This is a genomic window from Streptomyces sp. CA-106110 (assembly GCF_050936285.1).
GTDB lineage: Bacteria > Actinomycetota > Actinomycetes > Streptomycetales > Streptomycetaceae > Streptomyces.
Genome location: NZ_JBNJNB010000001.1, coordinates 12,274,268 through 12,292,004, shown reverse-complemented (window position 1 = coordinate 12,292,004; position 17,737 = coordinate 12,274,268). Strand labels below are relative to the sequence as shown.

Genomic DNA, 17,737 nt, shown 5'->3' with positions numbered 1-17,737 from the left:
GGAGGGCCCTGCTTTCACCAGGCGATCTCCTTGTCCCGGTGTGGAGAGGGGTGCGGCCACCGTTGATCATCGTGAGTTGTGTGGACAAACGACGAGACGGTGGCCGCAGGCCACAGCATAGATCCCGCTCGGTGGCGGGAGGCGTTCGAGGTCCTGATGGGCCGGATAGCAGGCCGATTCGCGCGAGTTGAACCCCGGCGCCGGGTGAGGGACTTGGTGCTGGGGCTGCTGTCGGACCTGCCGCGCAAGAACTGCTGGAGCATCGCGGAGTGGGCCGGGGAGGCCACCCCGGACGGCGTGCAGCACTTGCTCAGCCGGGCCAGGTGGGATGCCGACGCCGTGCGAGACGACGTGCGTGAGTACGTGCTGGAGCACCTGCGCGACGAGGATGCGGTGCTGGTGGTCGACGAGACCGGGGACGTGAAGAAGGGCACGCACACCGTCGGTGTCCAGCGCCAGTACACCGGCACCGCTGGCAGAATCGAAAACTCCCAAGTCGCCGTCTACCTCGTCTACGCAGGCCACCGCGGACATGCGGCGGTGGACCGGGAACTGTATATCCCGCGCTCGTGGACATGTGACCCGGACCGCTGCCGGGCCGCGGGACTGGGTGATGACACCGTCTTCGAGACCAAGCCGGAGCTGGCCGCCCGCATGATCGGCCGGTTTCTGGACGCTGGGCACCGCGTGGGCTGGGTCGCGGGGGACGAGGTCTACGGCGGCAACCCGAAGCTACGGGCCGCGCTGGAAGAACGCGGGGTCGGCTACGTGCTCGCCGTCGCCTGCTCGGCCGAAGTCACCACCGGTGCAGGGAAGTTCCGCGCGGATGCCCTGGCCGCGAAGGTGCCCAAGCGGGGCTGGCAGAAAGTGTCGGCAGGGGCTGGCGCCAAGGGGTACCGCTTCTACGACTGGGCCGTGGTCGACCTGGCAGAACGCCGGCCCGGCAGTCACCGGCTGCTGATCCGCCGCAACCGAACCACCGGTGAACTCGCTTACTACCGCTGCTTCTCACCCGCCCCGGTACCCCTGGCCACGCTGGTGCACGTCGCCGGTTCAAGATGGCGGGTGGAGGAGACCTTCCAGTCCGGCAAGGGCCTGGCCGGACTGGACGAGCACCAGGTCCGCCGCTTCACCTCGTGGTCTCGCTGGGTCACCCTGGCCATGCTCGCCCACGCCTTCCTCGCCGTCGTCCGCGCCGACGAACACTCCCGCCATGCCGCCCCGGACGGGCTGATCCCGCTGTCCTGCAACGAGATCCAGCGACTGTTCATCGCGCTCGTCGTCCGGACAATCCACGACGCAGCCCACCGGCTCCACTGGTCCGCCTGGCGACGCCGTCACCAGGCCCGATCCCAGGCCTGCCATTACCACCGACAAGCCACTAGTCAGACATGAAGATCACGATCTACGGCTGGAGTACTAGACGATGCGAAGGGCCGGCGGGTCTCGCGCTGATCTGAGGCCGGCACTTGCGCCCTACAGCGGGGTGGGGGAAACGCAGGAGGACTCAGTGCCCGTGTACAAACTGATCCCCTGGCGAGGGCGAGGCGGTCAAGTTCGTGCATAACTACCCGTAGAGACAGGGCCTCTTGGTAGCACCGGGGGTGACGAACCACTCCGAGCACCAGAGGCCCTGCCATGTCATTGAACGCCGCCTGCGCGCCCGCTGTCACGCCGTGCGCCGAGTCCGCCTGCACCTGCGTCGCCTGCCAGTGGGGTCACGGTCGGCGTCATCCCGCCCGCGTACGCCACTACACCTCGGAGACCACCGATGCGGAATGGCAGGTCATCCAGCCGCTGATGCCCTGGCCCACTTGGCTGGACGGCAACGGCGGTCGCCCCGAGGAGTACTGTCGCCGCCAGATGGTCGACGCGATCTTCTACGTCGCCGACAACGGCTGCAAGTGGCGCAACCTGCCCGTCGACTTCGGCATCCCCTGGCGAACCGCGCACGCCGTCTTCACCCGCTGGTACCAGGACGGCGACGTCGACGCGCTCCACAACGACCTGCGCGACGCAGTGCGCCGCGCCGAGGAACGCGAGGCGGACCCCACGGCGGCGATCATCGACTCGCAGTCCGTACGGGCCGCAGAGACCGTGGGTGCCGACAGTCGCGGATACGACGCGGGCAAGAAAGTACCAGGCCGCAAGCGCCACGTGATCGTTGACTGCATCGGCATGCTCCTGGCCGTCTTGGTCACCACAGCCAGCGTCCAAGACCGGGACGGAGCCCGCCCCGTCCTGTCCCACCTCCGCGAACTCTTCGAGACGATCACGCTGGTGTGGGCCGACGGCGGTTACGCAGGCAAGCTCGTCGACTGGGCCCGCGAGAAGCTCCAGCTCACCCTGGAGATCGTGAAGCGGAGCGACGACATGCAGGGTTTCACCGTGCTGCCGCGCAGGTGGGTGGTGGAGCGCACGCTGTCGTGGATCTTCCAGCGGCGTCGGTGCGTACGCGACTACGAACGCTTACCCGAGCATCACGAAGCCATGGTCAAGTGGTCGATGATCATGCTCATGAGCCGGCGTCTCGCCCGCGCCACTGCTCAACCATCCCGGAAGTGATCAGTTTGTACACGGGCTCTCAGCGCGCCCGCGCTGGGCGGACGGCGCGGCACGATTGCGCCGGAAGGCGCCCTTGAACGCGTTCCGAAGCGCCTTCGAGAGCCGCCTCACCACGAGCAATAACTGACCGCTCAACAACAAGCGTTGACTCCCCGGTCCCAGACGCACACGGATGGCCTAGAGCGTAGCGTGAAAGAAGAGGGGGCAACTGAGCCGTCAGGCAGCAGTCTTTGCTGCCCGCTTGCGAGAAGTGACGGGGAGCCAATCATGTCACGAGACGTTTATGGCCAGTGGGACATAGTCCAGACCGGTGGCCACACAGTGGTCGTGCACGTTTTTCAGACGGCCCTGGACGGCAATTTCGACGGCGCCAAAGCCGTGGAAACGGATAGCGGCTATGCCGACATCACCGAGTCCAGAGTCACCAACGACGAAATAACCTTCTTGATCCCGTGGTCCAGTGGAGCCAGGGGACGGTACACGGGACGCTTCGACTCTCAGGGCCGAATGACGGGTGTGTGTTTCGACGAGGCCCATCCCGAGAACGTTGCGTCCTGGTACGCCAGAAAGGAGCCTGACAACACGTTTCCGTTTAGAAGGTAGCAACGGCTCCGGCCTCGGGCTACGCGGAGTAGTGCCGGCTGGCCAGCAGGAGCGCCGGGGTGCCGGCGGCTCCCAACGGGGGTAATGGAGCCGCCGGCGGCTCGTGGAGCCCGGGGCTCCTACGCCCTGCGTGGAGCAGGTGCCCCGGCTGAGTCGACGCCAGCAAAAATGCCGGGCGATAGTTGAAGGCGGTACAGAATCTTCACGGCCGCCGGCTGGTGCCTGGGTCTCGTACCGTGGCCGCATGTCCTCCTCGCAACCGTCGCTGCCGCCGATTCGTGTGCTCCTGCCGGACGGCCAGGAGCTGTACGGCCGGCTGCATGAGCGTCGCCAGTGGCAGCTGGGCGGTTGGATGTGCCGGGTCGGGATGCCCATGTGGGCCAACAACGGCCCGGCCGAGAGCGTCGAGCCCAACGAGTACCTGGTGTGGCTGACCCCCGAGCAGGCGCAGCCCGTCGAGGGCGTTTCCTACGACGCGGTCCCGACGTTCCCCTTGCCCAAGGAGGATGAGGGCCAGGGCCCGGCCGATGACCGGTGGGCGTTCAAGGTTCAGCGGACCCGTCCGCAGCGCGGGCGTCCGGGTCAGGTCATCGTGCACATCTGGGACTGTGGCTCGGCTCCTGCCGGCGCGGACGAGATCGACCTGTTCGACGCGCTGGAGGTGCTGCGGTCCACGGCCGGGGCGTTCGCGTGCAAGGAGTGCGGGGCTTCGGTGGCGCTCGACCCGCTGGTGCGGGACGGTGAGTAGGGGGCCCTGTCTCCTGGGAGTTTCTTGGCCGGTGCGCCGGGGACAGGGCCTTTCGGTGCAGCCGGTGACCCCGCCTGTAGGTGTGGAGGTGGCCGGGGCCGAAGTGCTGAATTCGGGGGTTACGCCCGTTCCTCTTACGCGCTGGCTTGCAGTGGGTCACACTGTGGCCTCTGTGTGAGTAAGGGGGGACGATGAGTAATCCGTACATCAATGCGCCGATCCGGGCGCGCATGTACTCATCCACTGTGGCCAAGGTGATCTGGGTCGTGGTCGTCGTGGCGTCTGCCGGTCTGATGGCGCCGCCGCTGTTCTTCATCGCGGCGAAGAAGCGGGTCGTGGCCATGTACGTGCCGGCCCTGTACGCCGTCTTCGCCTGGGGCACGCCGATCGTTGCGTCCGTGGTCGGCAACGCGAAGAACTGGTCGGGCGGTGTGCTGGTCTTCACGCTGATCGTCGCGGCTGTCCACGCTGCGATTTTGGACACCGATTGGAAGGCCGGCCGCTAGGCCGGGAAAGGGGGCCCTCGTGATTGGGCTAGTGATCTTGATGTTCCGGCTGACGTTCCGTATCAGCTTCGCAATGATCGACATGGCGTTCTGGGCGTGCACCTTGGGGAAGGTGGACCCGCGGATGCGCCGGTTCGTGTAGGGCGTTGGGGTGTGGGCCGGCGGCTGCTGGCGGGGGATGGGGATTACTGAAGACCGTGCTCGAAGGTCATTGACCATCGTCCTTGCTGCTGGGATCCTTGCCGCCACCCGCCGCTCTGGCAGAACTTCGATTCCAACTAGGGGGTCCAGTGAGACGACGCCGGCTCATCTCCGCGTTCGCAACAACCGCTACCGCCGCGACGATGCTCATGATTCCAGCCACGGTCACCTCTGCATCCGCAACTGACTGCACAGTCAGTGCGCAAGGACAGAACGTCGTCAAAGCCACCGTCGCCGGGGAGGCGTGGGGCGAAGGGATAACGATCTACGGGAACCCGTGCGGACGTCAGGTGAGGGCGAGGGCCCACTGCAACGAATTTCCGTTCGGGACCTACTACGTCCGCGGAAACATCACGACCGCCCCGGGCTACAGCGAGGCGTGGTGCGCGCCCCCGAACCCGCTCTACGGCACCCAAGGTTGGGAAGAGTACTACGATGGCTCGTGGCACTTCCACGCGGCGTAGCGAGGCAGCCATAACCGTCGGAAGGGGCTGAAGATCCCGGGGATCTTCACAGGGCCCCGGCGTTTGCCGGGCTCGTCCGGTCTTGGGCGAGTTGATGCCGACGGTGAGCCCCGGAATCAGGTGAACACGGCCCCTGTGGATCATGGAGTTCTCTACGCTTCAAGATCCACGAGGGTGCCGTGTTCGTTCCGCCATCATCCCCCATCCCTGCTCCCGCCTGTCCTGTACCCCGCCTGGAAACCCTTGCCGAGAGTGGCACGAGGGACGAAGTGCGCAGTCTGGTCGCCGAGTTCGAGGCGGTAACCGATCCGCGGGGCGCCTGTGGGGTGCGTTACCGGCTCGCCTCGCTGCTGGCGCTGGTGGTCTGCGCAATAACACCGGCGGGTCATGACTCGATCACCGCGGCGGCGGAATGGTGCAAGCGTGCCGCTCCTGAGGAACTCGCCGCCTTCAACCTGCCCTACCATCCGCTGCTCGGCCGCTACCGCGTCCCGAGCGAGAAGACCTTGCGCAGTGTTCTGGGGCGCCTGAATCCGGCCGAACTCAGCGCGGCAGGCTACGCCTGGCTGCACCCCCTGCTGCCCGACGGGCCGGTGGTGCCCGCGCCGCAGATGCCGGACGGCGGCGTGGAGCGTGAACAGCGCCGGGCCCACCAGACTGCCACCCGGGCCGATCCGATACCCCGGCGGCGTCGTGCGATCGCAGTGGACGGCAAGTGCCTGCGCGGCGCCAGACGTGCCGACGGCAGCCGGGTCTTCGTCCTGTCAGCAGTCCGCCACGGCGACGGCATCACCCTGGCTTCGCGCGAGATCGGCGCGAAGACCAACGAAATCCCCGAATTCGCCCCGCTGCTGAACCAGATCGACGACGCCGACCTGGCCGACGCGGTCGTCACCGTGGATGCCCTGCACGCCCAACGCACTCACGCCGACTACCTGCACCAACGCGGCGCCCACTACCTCCTGACTATCAAGAACAACCAGTGGAACCTGGCCCGTCAGCTCCAGCGCCTTCCCTGGAGTGAGGTGCCCGTCATCCACCGCGACGACTCCCGCGGCCACGGCCGCCTTGAGCGACGCCATGTCCAGGTCGTCACAGTCGACGGCCTACTGTTCCCGCACGCCCGCCAGGTCCTGCGTATCCAGCGCAAACGCCGCCTGTACGGGGCGAAGAAGTGGAGCAGCCAGACCGTGTACGCGATCACGGACCTGCCCGCCGAACAGGCCGACGCGGCCGAGATCGCAGCCTGGGCTCGCGGACACTGGACCGTAGAGAACACCGTCCACTGGGTTCGTGATGTCGTCTTCGGCGAAGACAAATCCCAGGTCAGGACCCACAACACACCCGCAGTCCTGGCTGCCGTCCGCGACCTGATCCGCGGCGCACTCCACCTGGCGGGCTACGTCAACACAGCCGCCGGACGCCGAGCCCACACCGAACGCCACCGCGTCCTCGCCCTCTACAGCATCACATGATCAACCGGACATCACCGGCAAACGCCGGGGCCCTGGCGTCGAACCCGCCCTCACCGACGTGACGGAAGGAGTGCCGTCGACCGTTCCACCGCTGGCACCAGTCGGAGGCGGTGGGAACCTCGGCCAAGCCGTCGAACGGAGGGGTGTCTTGGACGGTAGTCACGGCCGCGAGCGCGGCGCGCTGGTAGCGTCGTCAGCAGAGCGGCAACACGTGGAAACTGTCCGCAGAACCGATGGGCTCCGAGGTGCCTAACATTGCGCGCACCGACCGCCTCAAAGGCCTCCCGCAGCCAGACCGTTGGGTCGCCGCCCGCGGGGGGAACGCGAGCTCCCAGGGCGATCAGCCTGGCCTCCGCGTACTCGTGCCCCTGCTCCTGACGGCGGATCTTCTGCGCCGCTCGGTCATTCAGCACCGTTCCGTCCGGCAGCAGCTTGACGGTGCGAGGCGTCGCCCTCCCCAAACAGACTGCGTTCGAGGCCTGATAGATCGTGCCCACATGGCCGACTGCGACCGCCGTTCCGGAGGCGTCCCTTCGTGGCACGGGGTCGGTGAGAATTTCAGCGCGACTTGACACTTTTCAGCGAGAAGTGGCACCTCTCTGACCTCGCCTGTTGTGACTGAGCGCGATAGTTGGCCCTTAAGCACGCCAGTTGGCCCCTGAGCGCGATTCCTGGCCCGCCAGATGAGCCGGGACACGATAGTTGGAACCTGGCCACGCATATTGGAACTGGGTAGCTCACGACGCCCCTGGCCTGCGACTCTTCGAGATGCTCGGCATGTCTTATCGACAGTTGGCATGCGTGATCGCGAGCCGAAGCGCGCTGGTCGTCCGGAGGGCAGGCTTCTTGTCGCTGCCTGCATGTAGCTTCCTCGCATGGTCAGGTATGCAGATCCAGGCGTGGTCGAGTGGGTGGAATCCAGCGGCGGTCCGTTGGTGGTGATCCCTGAGTCAGCGTTGCCGTCCTGGCTCGGGGCGGACAGCGACGAGCACAGGGCTGACTATGAAAGTGCCTGTGAAGTCGACGACTGGATCGGCCTCATTTCCGTCGGCCAGGAGTTCGGCCTGGTCCTCGGCGGCGAACCGGCCTCGACGGCGTTCCTCCCTCAGCACGGACTGTTCGTGCGCTGGTGCGCCGCAGAGTCGGAGGCAGAGTTCCTCGAAGGCGTCGGCGCGGCGATTGAGGTGGCCGTGTGGGAGCCAGAGCTGCTCTGGGACGTGTCGGGGCCTGTGGTCTTGCTCGATGCCGTCTGGTCGGGGAGCGAGTTCGAGGGCGAGGATCATGTCCGTGTCGCACTGGAGCCTGGACGTTATGCCGTGTGTGCGGCGTATGTGGAGCCCAATCCGTTGACCTCGCTCGTTCTGGTGCAGCTGCGGAGCCTCCCGTAGTTTCGGTCCCGATGGGTGACACGTGGTGTGCTTCGGCTCAGATCGTGATCGGCCGTCGATCTCTGCGGCCCGCGATGCCGCCAGGGGGTTGGATGAGCATGTGACTGTCTATGACGTAGTCCGCCAGCTTCCCGCCATCGCCGACCTGCGATGCCTTGAAGCCCACGTCTACGGTGGCCTCGACGAGTGGGGCCTGCACGGCGGCTGACTCGCCGGCGCTGTCGGATGTGAGCACCTATCTGGCCGGAGGGGCCACCTATCGTGCTCAGTCACACCTGTCCTCGGCCTTAGACGTCATCTCATTTGGCTTGTTCGATAACCTCTGGGTGTGGAGATCGTTGAGCGGCTGGTGCCGGACGAGTTGTGGGAGTTGTTCCAGCGGGTGGTGCCGGAGGCGCCGACTCGTCCGCAAGGAGGAGGTCGGCGCCGGCACGGGGACCGGGAGGTGCTGGCTGCGATCGTGTTCGTGGCCACCTCGGGCTGCACGTGGCAGCAACTGCCGTCCGCCTCGTTCGGGCCGTCGGGAGCGACGGCTCACCGGCGCTTCACGGAATGGTCAAAGGCCAGAGTGTGGGCGAAGCTCCACCGCCTGGTCCTCGACGAGCTCGGCGCCCGTGGCGAGCTGGACTGGTCCCGCTGCGCCATCGACTCGGTGAACATGCGGGCCCTGAAAAAGGGGAGCTGACGGGCCCGAATCCTGTAGACCGGGGTAAGTATGGTTCGAAGATCCATTTGATCACCGAGCGGACCGGTCTGCCCCTGTCCGTCGGCATCTCCGGCGCGAACCTGCACGACAGCCAGGCCCTCATCCCGCTGGTGAAGGGAATACCGCCGATCCGCTCCCGACGCGGACGCCGACGACGCAGACCGGGAAAGCTCCACGCCGACAAGGGATACGACTACGACCACCTGCGGCGATGGTTACGCAAGCGGGGCATCACACATCGCATTGCCCGCAAGGGCATCGAGTCCTCGACCCGACTGGGCCGGCACCGTTGGACCGTGGAACGCACGATGTCCTGGCTTGCCGGATGCCGACGACTGCATCGCCGCTACGAGCGCAAAGCCGAGCACTTCCTCGCCTTCACCAGCATCGCCTGCACCCTCATCTGCTACCGCAGGCTTACCAAATGAGATGGGTGCGGCTCTTCTGAAGTGAAGGTCGTGGATCAGGCGGTCAGTCTGAATATGGCCTGGTCAGGGTTGGGGTAGAGCCGTTCGTGTTCGCGAGCGGTGTGGAAGGCCCAGTAGTCGTCGAGGTCGCCGTTGCTGGTCACGGCGCGGAGTTTGAGGACGGCTTCGGCGCCGTGCAAGCCCCAGCGGGCGCCGGTGATGTCGAGGCGGTCGGCGATCAGGTGCCGGCAGGCGCCTTCGATCGCGCCGGTCGCGATGGGCCAGCCCTTGTCCAGGGCGGTGTCGTAGTGGAGTTGCTCGAGATGGCCGGTGAGGTAGCGGTGGCAGGTGATGACCGCCTCGCGGCGTGAGGCCGCCAGGTGGGCCTGGTCGGCCAGGGCGAGGAGTTCGTCGGCGACGCGGGCGGCGTGACCGGCGAGGATCGCCGTGATACGGTCGGCGGTGAAGACTTCGGCCTCGCGGCTGCCGGGCTTGTGGAACGCGTGCGCGGCGTCCCAGACGTATTCGGTGACGTGGACGAAGTCGATGAGGACGTGGATCTTTGCGTGGCGGCGTGCGGCTTCGGTCTGGATGACGTCGAGCTGGTGGCGGGCGCCGTCGACCAGGACGATCCAGTCCCGCATGTGGTGCGGGTCGCGGGCCTGGGCCTGGTCGAACGCTTCGGCGATGACCTGCTCAGGGGTTTTGACGAGGGAGGCGGTCAGCCACTTGTTCTCTGCTTTCGGGCGCGGGCGGCGGGTGCGGTGGCCGCTGCGGCCCTCGGGCGGCCCGATCACGTCGTGCGGGCGGCGCGGTGCGGGGCGGGTGTCGAAGAGGCAGGCGATGGTGGCCATCCGTTTCCGGTTGGGTTTCTCGCCCGGCGCGAGCCGGCCCCGCCGCCCCTGGGCCGCGGCCTGCGCGGCTTTGCGGCGGGTGGCCTTGCGCAACCCCTCGGGCCGCATGACCACGCCCTTGCCGTCGGCCTGGATGACCAGGGGCATGTCCCGGCTGCAGGGCAGCGGGATGCTCGCCCGGTAGAAACCGTCGATGTCCGTGGCGGCCTCGACGACGAGTTCTTCCAGCCGGCGTTTGCCCACCACGGTGCCGCACTGCCGCCCGACGGCGGCCAGGGCCTGGTCGAAGGAGCCGCGGACGGCCTCGGTCACGGCCAGGCGGCGCAGGCCCATCGAGTGCCGGCCCGCGGGCAGCGACAGCAGCACATCCGCGGGATGCACGTTGCTCACCCCGGGCCCGCGGTGCGCAACCCGCCCCACCCTCACATGGCCGAAGACGGTGGACAGCCACCGCTCATGGCCCCGCTCCCGCCACGGACGCGTGTGCCCGTCCGGTCCCGTCACCCGCAGATCCGGACAGGCACGGAGGTGTTCCTCCTCGCGTATCGCGCGCAGGTCGAGATGGTCCTGCAGCAGTTGACGCATCAGCGCGCGTCCCGCCGCCCGGAGGTGTTCCTCCAGCTCGGCATGGGTCCATGCGCCGGCCGTCTGGCCTGACAGCGTGGCCGTCAGCAGGTCGAAGGCACTGACCGAGCGCGCAAACGCCTCAGGCGTGCCCCGGTTGTCGTAGTGTTCCATCCGGGCTCTTCTCTCGAGGTTCGTTCTGGTTCGCACCTACGAATCTAGAAGGAAGAGCCCTTCTTTCAGGGCGAGTTGGACGAATGAGTCTTTCTGGTGCGGGATGGGGTGAACAGGCCGGGAGTGGTCTCGTCCAGCCAACCGCGCACCACCAGACGCTTCAGCTTCGACCGCGTCACCTCGATCTTCCCGTTCTCCACCGGCAGACCGATCCGGGGCACCACCTGCTTGGCCCGCACCGGCCCCGGCGCATCATCGACAACCTCGAGAATGTCCTGGTAGACCCGCGGCAGCGCGCTCGCCTCCATGCCCGGCTGCCACTTCGGCACCGACAACACCCCCACGACCTGACGCTCGGCCCCCGCGAACGGCGACCCGTCCCCGGCTGACGACACCGACTCGTCCACGGCACTGTCGCCCGTCATCCTCGCCAGGAGTTCAACGACCGTCTCACGGGTGATCACCAGCCGTGAGAGTCTCTCCCGCTCAGCCCCCAACCGCTCGGTCAACTCGGCCAGCTGGACCTCGAGTTGTTCCACCCGCCCCCGGACCTCGGCCTCCTCGGCTTCGATCACCTCGAACAACGACCCCATCGACACCGCCTCCTCCCCTCAGGGCGAAGACCTGCCCATCCCGACGCCAGTCAACGTCTCCCCAGGTCAGTCCGTCCCTCGAAACGAGCCGCACCCAAATGAGATGGCGTCTTAGGACCCGGTACAGACGGCCTTAGAAGGTGTCTTCTCACCGAACTCGATCGCCGCCTTCTTGCCTGTCAGGCAAGGATGGGAGTGTCTGATCAAAGGATCTGGCTCAGTTCCAGTAACCGCCTGGTAGGCCCTCTCAGCAACCTGACGGTTGCGGTGAGTAACGAAGACTCCGAAGACGTTCTGGCGACCTGACATCAGGCAGGGGTGAAGTTCCCGGTAAGAGTGGGTCTGCGAAGATCAAGCGCCAGCCGAGAGGCTTCACACATGGCGTCCAGAATCGCGGCCGTCGGGCCTACACAGCCGGCCGTCCGGACATGTGATCCACTTGAAGGGTGACGGATTGGCCCAATCCTGGAATAGATCTACACCTGGACCTGGGGGCGGCCCGGGGCGTACGGGCCCGTCTTGAACAAGCGCTGCGACAGGCCGTACGGGATCAGCGGCTGGCACCAGGCAGCCAGCTACCATCGTCACGAATACTCGCGCAGGATCTAGGCGTCGCACGGAACACGGTCAGGGACGTATACGATCAGCTGGTCGCCGAAGGATGGTCGACAGCTCGTCAGGGTTCGGGGACACGGGTGACGCGGGAGACATTCAGCGAGCCCTCGCACAGCAAGACCGCTCCCGTGGTCAGCATGCCAGAGGAGTTCGCTGAGTCATGCCGCGGTCGAAACTACCCTTACGATCTGCGGCCCGGCTCACCAGATCTCTCGTCATTCCCGCGTCACGTCTGGCTTACCGCGAGCCGCCGGGCGCTGGCAGCCGCGCCCCATGAGGCTTTCGGCTACTCCGATCCTCGTGGGCGGCTGGAACTTGCGCGAGTCGCTGGCCGAGTACCTGGCGCGGGTACGCGGAGTACGCACCACCCCAGAACTCATTGTGTGTGCTCCGGATTCGGTCAAGCTATCGGGCTGCTGGGGCGAGCGCTATACAAAATCGGCGGGCAGCAGATCGCGGTGGAAGCACTGGGTTTGCCCAATCCCCCGACAATCCTGCGCGAGGCCGGGCTAGCCTCGATCATTCATGAGTCCTCGTCAGCTTGCTGACGGGGACGTTGTGTCTGTGTGGTGGGTCTTTTCGGGTCTGGGGCAGGTTGAGGACCCGGCTTTCGCGTCGGGTGGGCGCCGGGTTCCACTCGCCGGTGGGTGGTGCGGGTCGTCGGGACGTTCGAATTTGCTGGTCAGCCAGGGTTCGGGCGGGTATGGAGCCTGTCGAGCGCGTGGGTGATGACGTCGGTCCAGGGCCATCGGGCGGTGAAGCGGAGCCAGCGGCGGCGTCCGGTGTTCACGAGTTGGGCGCAGGCGGAGAACAGCCGCATGCGGAGCTTCTTCGGCTCCCAGCGGCGGATGTCGCCGGTCAGGGCGAGCATCGACATCCAGGCGAGGAGGTCGAGTGCGAGGGAGACGATCTCCAGCCAGATCCGGTTCTGGGCGGTGTCGTGCAGGGGCAGGTTGCGCAGGCCGGTGTCGCGGGCGTTTCGGATGCGGTCCTCGCAGCGAGCCCGCCTGCGGTGGCGCAATTCGAGGTCAGCGAGCTGGCCGCCTTTGGTGTTGGTCGCGAAGCAGGTCAGCCGCAGCCCGTCGATGTCGGTGAAGCGCAACTGAGCGCCGGGGTGCGGTCGTTCCTTTCGGACGATCAGCCGCATGCCCTTGGGCCAGGAGGAGAGGTCGGGCATGTCAGTGATCTCCGCGACCCAGGCGCCGGGCCGCTCTGTGCCGCCCGCGTCGTAGGCCGGCGTCCATGCCTTCTTCGGGATCCTCAGAACGGCCTGGTGGATGGCATCGGTGATGGTCATCCCGACGGAATACGACAGCCACCGGCCGCGCCTGGAGAGCCAGTCGAGGAAGGTGTGGGTGCCGCCGCCGGAGTCGGTGCGGATCAGTGTCCGCCGTCCCCGTCGCAGGTGCTTGGGTAGTTGGGCCAACGCGAGTTGGGCGGTTTCGATGTGGTCGGCGGCGGTGTTGTCGGGTAGCCCCAGCGCATTGCTGCGCCGGGGCCCCCTCAGAACCGTGCGTGCCTGCTTTCCAGGCACACGGCTCAAGCAAGTCCCGCGGGCCCGCGGGCAGGCAGAGTTGCTGGTCCCGGTGCGCGGGCGGCGATGCGCCGCCGCGCGCAGTGGGCGTGCATGAGGCAGCGTGCGGTGTCGTCCGGTGGGCTGCCATCCTCGGTGGCGAGCGCCGTGCGGCGGATCGCCTTGCGGACGGCGGTGAGCCACTGCTCCCACTCGGTGGGGCTTTGCGGCTCTTGATCAGCGTGCAGCAGCAGAGTGCCGCAGCCGGGACAGCGGCCGTGCTGCGCGTGTAGCAGCCGCAGCACGAACCGCCCCAGCGGGGGCTTTCGCCGCCGTCGACGATCGGCCCAGTAGCCGGTCAGAGCGGGATCGTCCGGAGACGCTCTGCCCTTCACCAGCCGATGCCGGACAATCTTCGTCCAGGAGAACTTCACCAGGAAGCGGCCGGTGTCCCGGTCGCCGAACACCCAGCGATCCCGCCTGGTCGGGTGGAACGCGCCGAAGTACCGGGCCACGACCCAGCGTTTCGACTTGTTCGGGTGCGCCCGCAGTCCCCACCGGTAGGTGAGCCGCCACATGTAGTGATCCAGAGAGGAGAAGATCTCCTTGGACACCCCGGTGCGGTAGTAGGCCGCCCAGCCCCGGATCACGGGGTTGAGCTTGTTGATCACCGCTTCAGCGTTGGCCCCGTGCAGGGCCTCGACCTCAGCGGCCAGCCTGCTGCGAATGCGCCGCACCGCTGCCTTGCTGGGCTTGGTCAGCAGCTTGCCGTTGCGATAGCGGCGGACGTTGAACCCGAGGAAATCGAAGCCCTCTTCAAGACGGACGACGCGCGTCTTGTCTTCGTTGAAGGCCAGTCCCTTCGGCGCCAGCCACACCGCGAGCTGCTGCTTGACCTGCCGGGCCTGCTCCTCGCTGACGCACAAGGCCACCAGATCGTCGGCATAGCGGATCACCACGGGGGTGCCCGGCTCCGACTTACCCGCGTGCCTCATCCCGTCAGGGAAGTACCGGACCCCGGCGGCTTCCTCAAGCCCGTGCAAGGCGACGTTCAACAGCGTCGGGCTGACTACGCCCCCAACGCAATGGGCAACTTCTGCTTCGAGGTCACGCTGAGTTACCGGCGGGTGGAGCGGCCGCGGCGGGGCGGGGGCGGTTGAGATGGCCGGCGGTACGGTCGGCTCATGGCCAGTGGTCTCGGTGCCGGCGGCCAGAGCCCTCCCCGGTGGGCCGAGGCGACAGCCCGGCGAGTACGGCGATGAACGGGGCGAAGGTCGAGACCGCGTGCGTCTTCGACCGCCTGGCGGCCGCGGACCTCTCGGCGGCCTACGCCATCTTGGTACCTCCGCGGCGGGCCCGCGTGCGGCGGGCCGGCCAGGAAGGAGCGCCGCATCATGACGAGCGCGGCGATCTACGCCCGGGTCTCCTCGGCCCGGCAACGGCAGGATCAGACGATCGGGTCGCAGACGGCGGCGCTGCGCGCGCACGCCGCGAAGCTGCGGCTTGAGCTGCCCGAGGAGTGGGTCTTCGAGGACGAGGGGCACTCCGGGGCCACCTTGATGCGGCCCGAACTGGAACGGCTGCGGGACCTGGTCGCGCAGGTCGGGGTGGACGTGGTGCTGTGCTACGCGCCGGACCGCCTGGCCCGCAAGTTCGCCTACCAGGCCCTGCTGATCGAGGAGTTCGCCCGCGCGGGCACCCGGGTGGAGTTCCTGCGCGGCCCGCGCGGCGACAGCCCCGAGGACCAGCTCCTCATCCAGTTCCAGGGCATGTTCGCCGAGTACGAAAAGGCCCAGCTGATGGAGCGCTACCGGCGGGGAAAGGCCTACCGGGCCCGGGCCGGCTCCATCAACGTCCTCGGCGGTGCCCCGTTCGGCTACCGCTACCGGCGCAAGAGTCCGGAGTGCGGGGCCACCTACGAGATCGTGGAGAGCCAGGCCGCACTGGTCGCGGAGCTGTTCCGCCGCTACACCGACGAGGGCGCCTCCATCGCGGAGCTGACCCGCTGGCTCACCGAGTCCGGCACCCGCACCCGCACCGGCAAGACACGCTGGGACCGCAGCGTGGTCTGGGGCATGCTCCGCAACCCCGCCTACGCGGGCACCGCCGCCTTCGGCAAGACCCAGGCCGTCCACGAACCGGCGGGCCTGAACCGCCGGGCCCGCCTGGAAGGCCGCACCACCCCCAGCCCGGTCAAGGCCGTCGCCCGCCCGCCCGAGGAATGGATCACCATCCCCGTCCCCGCCATCATCAGCCCCGCCACCTTCCAGCGGGCCGCCCAGCGCCTGACGGACAACAAGAAATTCGCCTCCCGCAACAGCAAGGACCCCTCCCTGCTGCAGGGCATGATCGCCTGCGCGAGCTGCGGGTACGGCTACTACCGCAGCCACACCACGACGACCGCCAAGAACAAGATCTACTACTACCGGTGCCTGGGCTCCGACGACTACCGCCACGAAGGGGGCCGCGTCTGCGCCGGCAAGCCGGTCCGCGCCGACTACCTCGACGCGGTCGTCTGGGACCACATCACCGCCCTGCTCGCCGACCCCGCCCTGATCCGCGCCGAGATCGACCAGCGCCTGGCACAGGCCCGCGCCGGCGACCCGGCCACCCGCCAACGGCACCGACTCCAGCTCGCCCAGGCCAAGGCAAGCACCGCGATCACCCGCATGATCGAAGCCTTCCAGGAACAGCTGATCACCATCGACGAGCTACGGGCCCGCATGCCCGGCCTGCGGGCCCGCGAGGCCGACCTCCGCCGCCAGCTCGACGCCCTGGAAGCCCAACTCGCCGACCGCGACGCCTACCTGAAACTCGCGGACGACCTGGAAGGCTTCCTCGCCCAGCTCCGCCACCACGCAGCCACCGCCACCCTCCAAGAGCGCCAGCGCGTCCTGCGACTGCTCGTCAAGGACATCCTCATCGGACCCGAGAAGATCACCATCCGGCACCGCATCCCCATCCGCGAACCCACCCCCACCAGCCGACCCCACGACCGCGCCCCCGACACGGAGAGTGACACGGAGAGTGACCGCGGCCCGAGTTATCTATTGCGTTGGGGGCGTACTCACCCCGCCTTGTGGAGTCCCCTCCTCGGTCGGGGTGAGCTGTTCCCGCTCGACCACGCCCGCCTTCAGCCACTGCCTGATCTGTTCCCGCGCGGGGAACGTGCCGAGCTGGCGGAGAAGATGCCCATGGTCGATGCGGTCGAACGCCGCTGCCAGGTCCGCGTCGAGAATCCACCGGCGGTGCGGGTTCTTGCCCCCGACCGCATTGAAGATCGCCTCGATGGCGTCGTGGCAGCCACGGCCGGGCCGAAAGCCGTACGACTTCGGCTCGAACCGTGCCTCCCACTCGGGTTCCAGCGCGTTGAGGGCCCGCGCCTGGAGAGCGCGATCAACGATCACCGGAATGCCGAGCGGGCGCTGTTTCTTCCCTCCTGCCTTGGGGATATACACCCGCCTGACCGGCCGGGACTTCCAGGAACCGGAGGATCGCTGCATCCAGTCAGCCAGTTCGGCCTTGCCCTGGGGCAGCAGCACCACCTTCCCGTCGATCCCGGCGGTCGTGCGGCCAGCGTTGATCTCCGTGACCCGGCGCACGCTGAGCAGCGTGTTGGCACGGGAGCGGAGCATCAGCTTCTGCAGATTGCGGACCCTTTTCAGGTCCCCTGCCTGCGATGCCGTGAAGATGCGCTGCCGAAGTCGCCGTACGTCGTCCTCAACCTGCTGCCAGTCGACGGCCAGCCAGTCGGTGATCTCGTCCTCGGGTCCGTTCACCGCGGCCGTGGCCACGGCCGCCTAACTTGTCCCTTGGTTCCGGTGCTTCGAGCATCTGGTCTCCACAGACTCACCTGGCCCACGTCGGCACCCTTTCGGGTTCGGGCATGTGCCCGTATCCGGCCGGTTATGCAGGGCGATCGGCGGAGGGCCGAACATGTTGCCCCGTCTTCCCGCTGCCTTTCGGCCGCCGGCGTTTGCTTCTTGGGCCATCCTGTTCCCGCCCGGGGGCTGGGCCTTCCTCACGGTCGGCTCACCGCCCGGTCGCCCGGGCGGACCCCGTCGGGGTTTCCACGTTCCACACAGTTGAGACGCGACCGGGGTGGGTGCCCCCTATACCCCGGGGACGGCGGTGTCCTCCCGGTCGGCGGCAACCTGTCCGACCGGCACCCGCCGCTTCTCAGCGGCCAGTCCCTGCACTCCGCTGGAGACTTCCGTCTGGCGGAGCCCAAACGTGACGAGGCATCATCAGGGGTTCACTCGCGTTCACCCGTCCGGTCTTCCCCTTGCCTGTGGCCCCCGGACGGATCGGGGACCCTTGGGCGTCTTCTTCGAGCTCCGCACCCCACCGTTGCCAGTGAC

Annotated in this window: 14 protein-coding genes and 2 pseudogenes; 11 read left to right on the top strand and 5 right to left on the bottom strand. The window is 67.5% G+C overall.

The features are described 5' to 3' along the window. Window positions 1-156: 156 nt before the first annotated feature. From ACQEXA_RS56985 to ACQEXA_RS56945, 9 genes are all read left to right on the top strand, one after another. Window positions 157-1,395, top strand: a complete 1,239-nt coding sequence (locus tag ACQEXA_RS56985) for an IS701 family transposase (protein ID WP_433134820.1) — start codon at window positions 157-159, stop codon at window positions 1,393-1,395. A 243-nt stretch (window positions 1,396-1,638) separates the two neighbouring features. Continuing rightward, window positions 1,639-2,565 (top strand): IS5 family transposase, encoded by a 927-nt coding sequence (locus tag ACQEXA_RS56980; RefSeq protein ID WP_433134269.1) that lies wholly within the window; start codon window positions 1,639-1,641, stop codon window positions 2,563-2,565. A gap of 267 nt (window positions 2,566-2,832) precedes the next feature. Further along, the gene (locus ACQEXA_RS56975; protein WP_433134267.1) at window positions 2,833-3,168 is read left to right on the top strand and encodes a hypothetical protein; all 336 of its coding nucleotides are present in this window, start codon (window positions 2,833-2,835) and stop codon (window positions 3,166-3,168) included. Window positions 3,169-3,412: 244 nt separating this feature from the next. Continuing rightward, window positions 3,413-3,916, top strand: coding sequence for a DUF6233 domain-containing protein (locus ACQEXA_RS56970; protein WP_433134265.1), 504 nt, complete (start codon window positions 3,413-3,415; stop codon window positions 3,914-3,916). 191 nt (window positions 3,917-4,107) lie between these two features. Continuing rightward, the gene (locus ACQEXA_RS56965; RefSeq protein WP_433134263.1) at window positions 4,108-4,422 is read left to right on the top strand and encodes a hypothetical protein; all 315 of its coding nucleotides are present in this window, start codon (window positions 4,108-4,110) and stop codon (window positions 4,420-4,422) included. Window positions 4,423-4,441: 19 nt separating this feature from the next. After that, window positions 4,442-4,564 carry a hypothetical protein gene (locus ACQEXA_RS56960; RefSeq protein ID WP_433134261.1) on the top strand — a complete coding sequence of 41 codons (123 nt, stop codon included), beginning with the start codon at window positions 4,442-4,444 and terminating at the stop codon, window positions 4,562-4,564. Between the two features lie 702 nt (window positions 4,565-5,266). Then, a complete protein-coding gene (locus tag ACQEXA_RS56955; protein WP_433134259.1) occupies window positions 5,267-6,562 on the top strand; it encodes an ISAs1 family transposase in 1,296 nt (431 codons plus the stop codon). 875 nt (window positions 6,563-7,437) lie between these two features. Continuing rightward, complete coding sequence (locus ACQEXA_RS56950) at window positions 7,438-7,950, top strand: Imm21 family immunity protein (RefSeq protein WP_433134257.1); 513 nt, start codon at window positions 7,438-7,440, stop codon at window positions 7,948-7,950. Between the two features lie 334 nt (window positions 7,951-8,284). Continuing rightward, a protein-coding gene (locus ACQEXA_RS56945; protein WP_432938706.1) for an IS5 family transposase occupies window positions 8,285-9,084 on the top strand; the annotation gives its coding sequence in 2 pieces (ribosomal slippage) (window positions 8,285-8,633 and window positions 8,633-9,084; 801 coding nt in all). 35 nt (window positions 9,085-9,119) lie between these two features. Here the strand turns inward: ACQEXA_RS56945 and ACQEXA_RS56940 are convergent. Together ACQEXA_RS56940 and ACQEXA_RS56935 are read right to left on the bottom strand one after the other, a co-directional pair. After that, window positions 9,120-10,655, bottom strand: a complete 1,536-nt coding sequence (locus ACQEXA_RS56940; RefSeq protein ID WP_433134255.1) for an ISKra4 family transposase — start codon at window positions 10,653-10,655, stop codon at window positions 9,120-9,122. Window positions 10,656-10,720: 65 nt separating this feature from the next. Then, the gene (locus tag ACQEXA_RS56935; RefSeq protein ID WP_433134253.1) at window positions 10,721-11,248 is read right to left on the bottom strand and encodes a hypothetical protein; all 528 of its coding nucleotides are present in this window, start codon (window positions 11,246-11,248) and stop codon (window positions 10,721-10,723) included. Between the two features lie 446 nt (window positions 11,249-11,694). Between ACQEXA_RS56935 and ACQEXA_RS56930 the strand changes: the two genes are divergently transcribed. Beyond that, window positions 11,695-12,411 (top strand): GntR family transcriptional regulator, encoded by a 717-nt coding sequence (locus tag ACQEXA_RS56930; protein WP_433134251.1) that lies wholly within the window; start codon window positions 11,695-11,697, stop codon window positions 12,409-12,411. 134 nt (window positions 12,412-12,545) lie between these two features. Here the strand turns inward: ACQEXA_RS56930 and ACQEXA_RS56925 are convergent. Next, window positions 12,546-13,328, bottom strand: a pseudogene (locus ACQEXA_RS56925) (IS1380 family transposase); the annotation flags it as partial. A 74-nt stretch (window positions 13,329-13,402) separates the two neighbouring features. Continuing rightward, the gene (locus tag ACQEXA_RS56920; RefSeq protein ID WP_432920295.1) at window positions 13,403-14,863 is read right to left on the bottom strand and encodes a group II intron maturase-specific domain-containing protein; all 1,461 of its coding nucleotides are present in this window, start codon (window positions 14,861-14,863) and stop codon (window positions 13,403-13,405) included. Here ACQEXA_RS56920 and ACQEXA_RS56915 point away from each other — a divergent pair. Further along, window positions 14,771-15,892: pseudogene (locus tag ACQEXA_RS56915) on the top strand (recombinase family protein); the annotation flags it as partial. The gene ACQEXA_RS56920 and the pseudogene ACQEXA_RS56915 sit on opposite strands and share 93 nt — an antisense overlap. A 531-nt stretch (window positions 15,893-16,423) precedes the next feature. On the opposite strand, the gene ACQEXA_RS56910 reads toward ACQEXA_RS56915, so the two are convergent. Next, a complete protein-coding gene (locus ACQEXA_RS56910; RefSeq protein WP_433134819.1) occupies window positions 16,424-17,155 on the bottom strand; it encodes a reverse transcriptase N-terminal domain-containing protein in 732 nt (243 codons plus the stop codon). Window positions 17,156-17,737 lie beyond the last annotated feature (582 nt).

What these genes read in the sequence shown, in the direction of transcription:
- ACQEXA_RS56975 (WP_433134267.1), top strand. Translation starts at nt 2,833, where the DNA reads ATGTCACGAGACGTTTATGGCCAGTGGGACATAGTCCAGACCGGTGGC.
- ACQEXA_RS56950 (WP_433134257.1), top strand. Translation starts at nt 7,438, where the DNA reads ATGGTCAGGTATGCAGATCCAGGCGTGGTCGAGTGGGTGGAATCCAGC.
- ACQEXA_RS56940 (WP_433134255.1), bottom strand. Translation starts at nt 10,655, where the DNA reads ATGGAACACTACGACAACCGGGGCACGCCTGAGGCGTTTGCGCGCTCG.
- ACQEXA_RS56985 (WP_433134820.1), top strand. Translation starts at nt 157, where the DNA reads ATGGGCCGGATAGCAGGCCGATTCGCGCGAGTTGAACCCCGGCGCCGG.
- ACQEXA_RS56970 (WP_433134265.1), top strand. Translation starts at nt 3,413, where the DNA reads ATGTCCTCCTCGCAACCGTCGCTGCCGCCGATTCGTGTGCTCCTGCCG.
- ACQEXA_RS56935 (WP_433134253.1), bottom strand. Translation starts at nt 11,248, where the DNA reads ATGGGGTCGTTGTTCGAGGTGATCGAAGCCGAGGAGGCCGAGGTCCGG.
- ACQEXA_RS56965 (WP_433134263.1), top strand. Translation starts at nt 4,108, where the DNA reads ATGAGTAATCCGTACATCAATGCGCCGATCCGGGCGCGCATGTACTCA.
- ACQEXA_RS56980 (WP_433134269.1), top strand. Translation starts at nt 1,639, where the DNA reads ATGTCATTGAACGCCGCCTGCGCGCCCGCTGTCACGCCGTGCGCCGAG.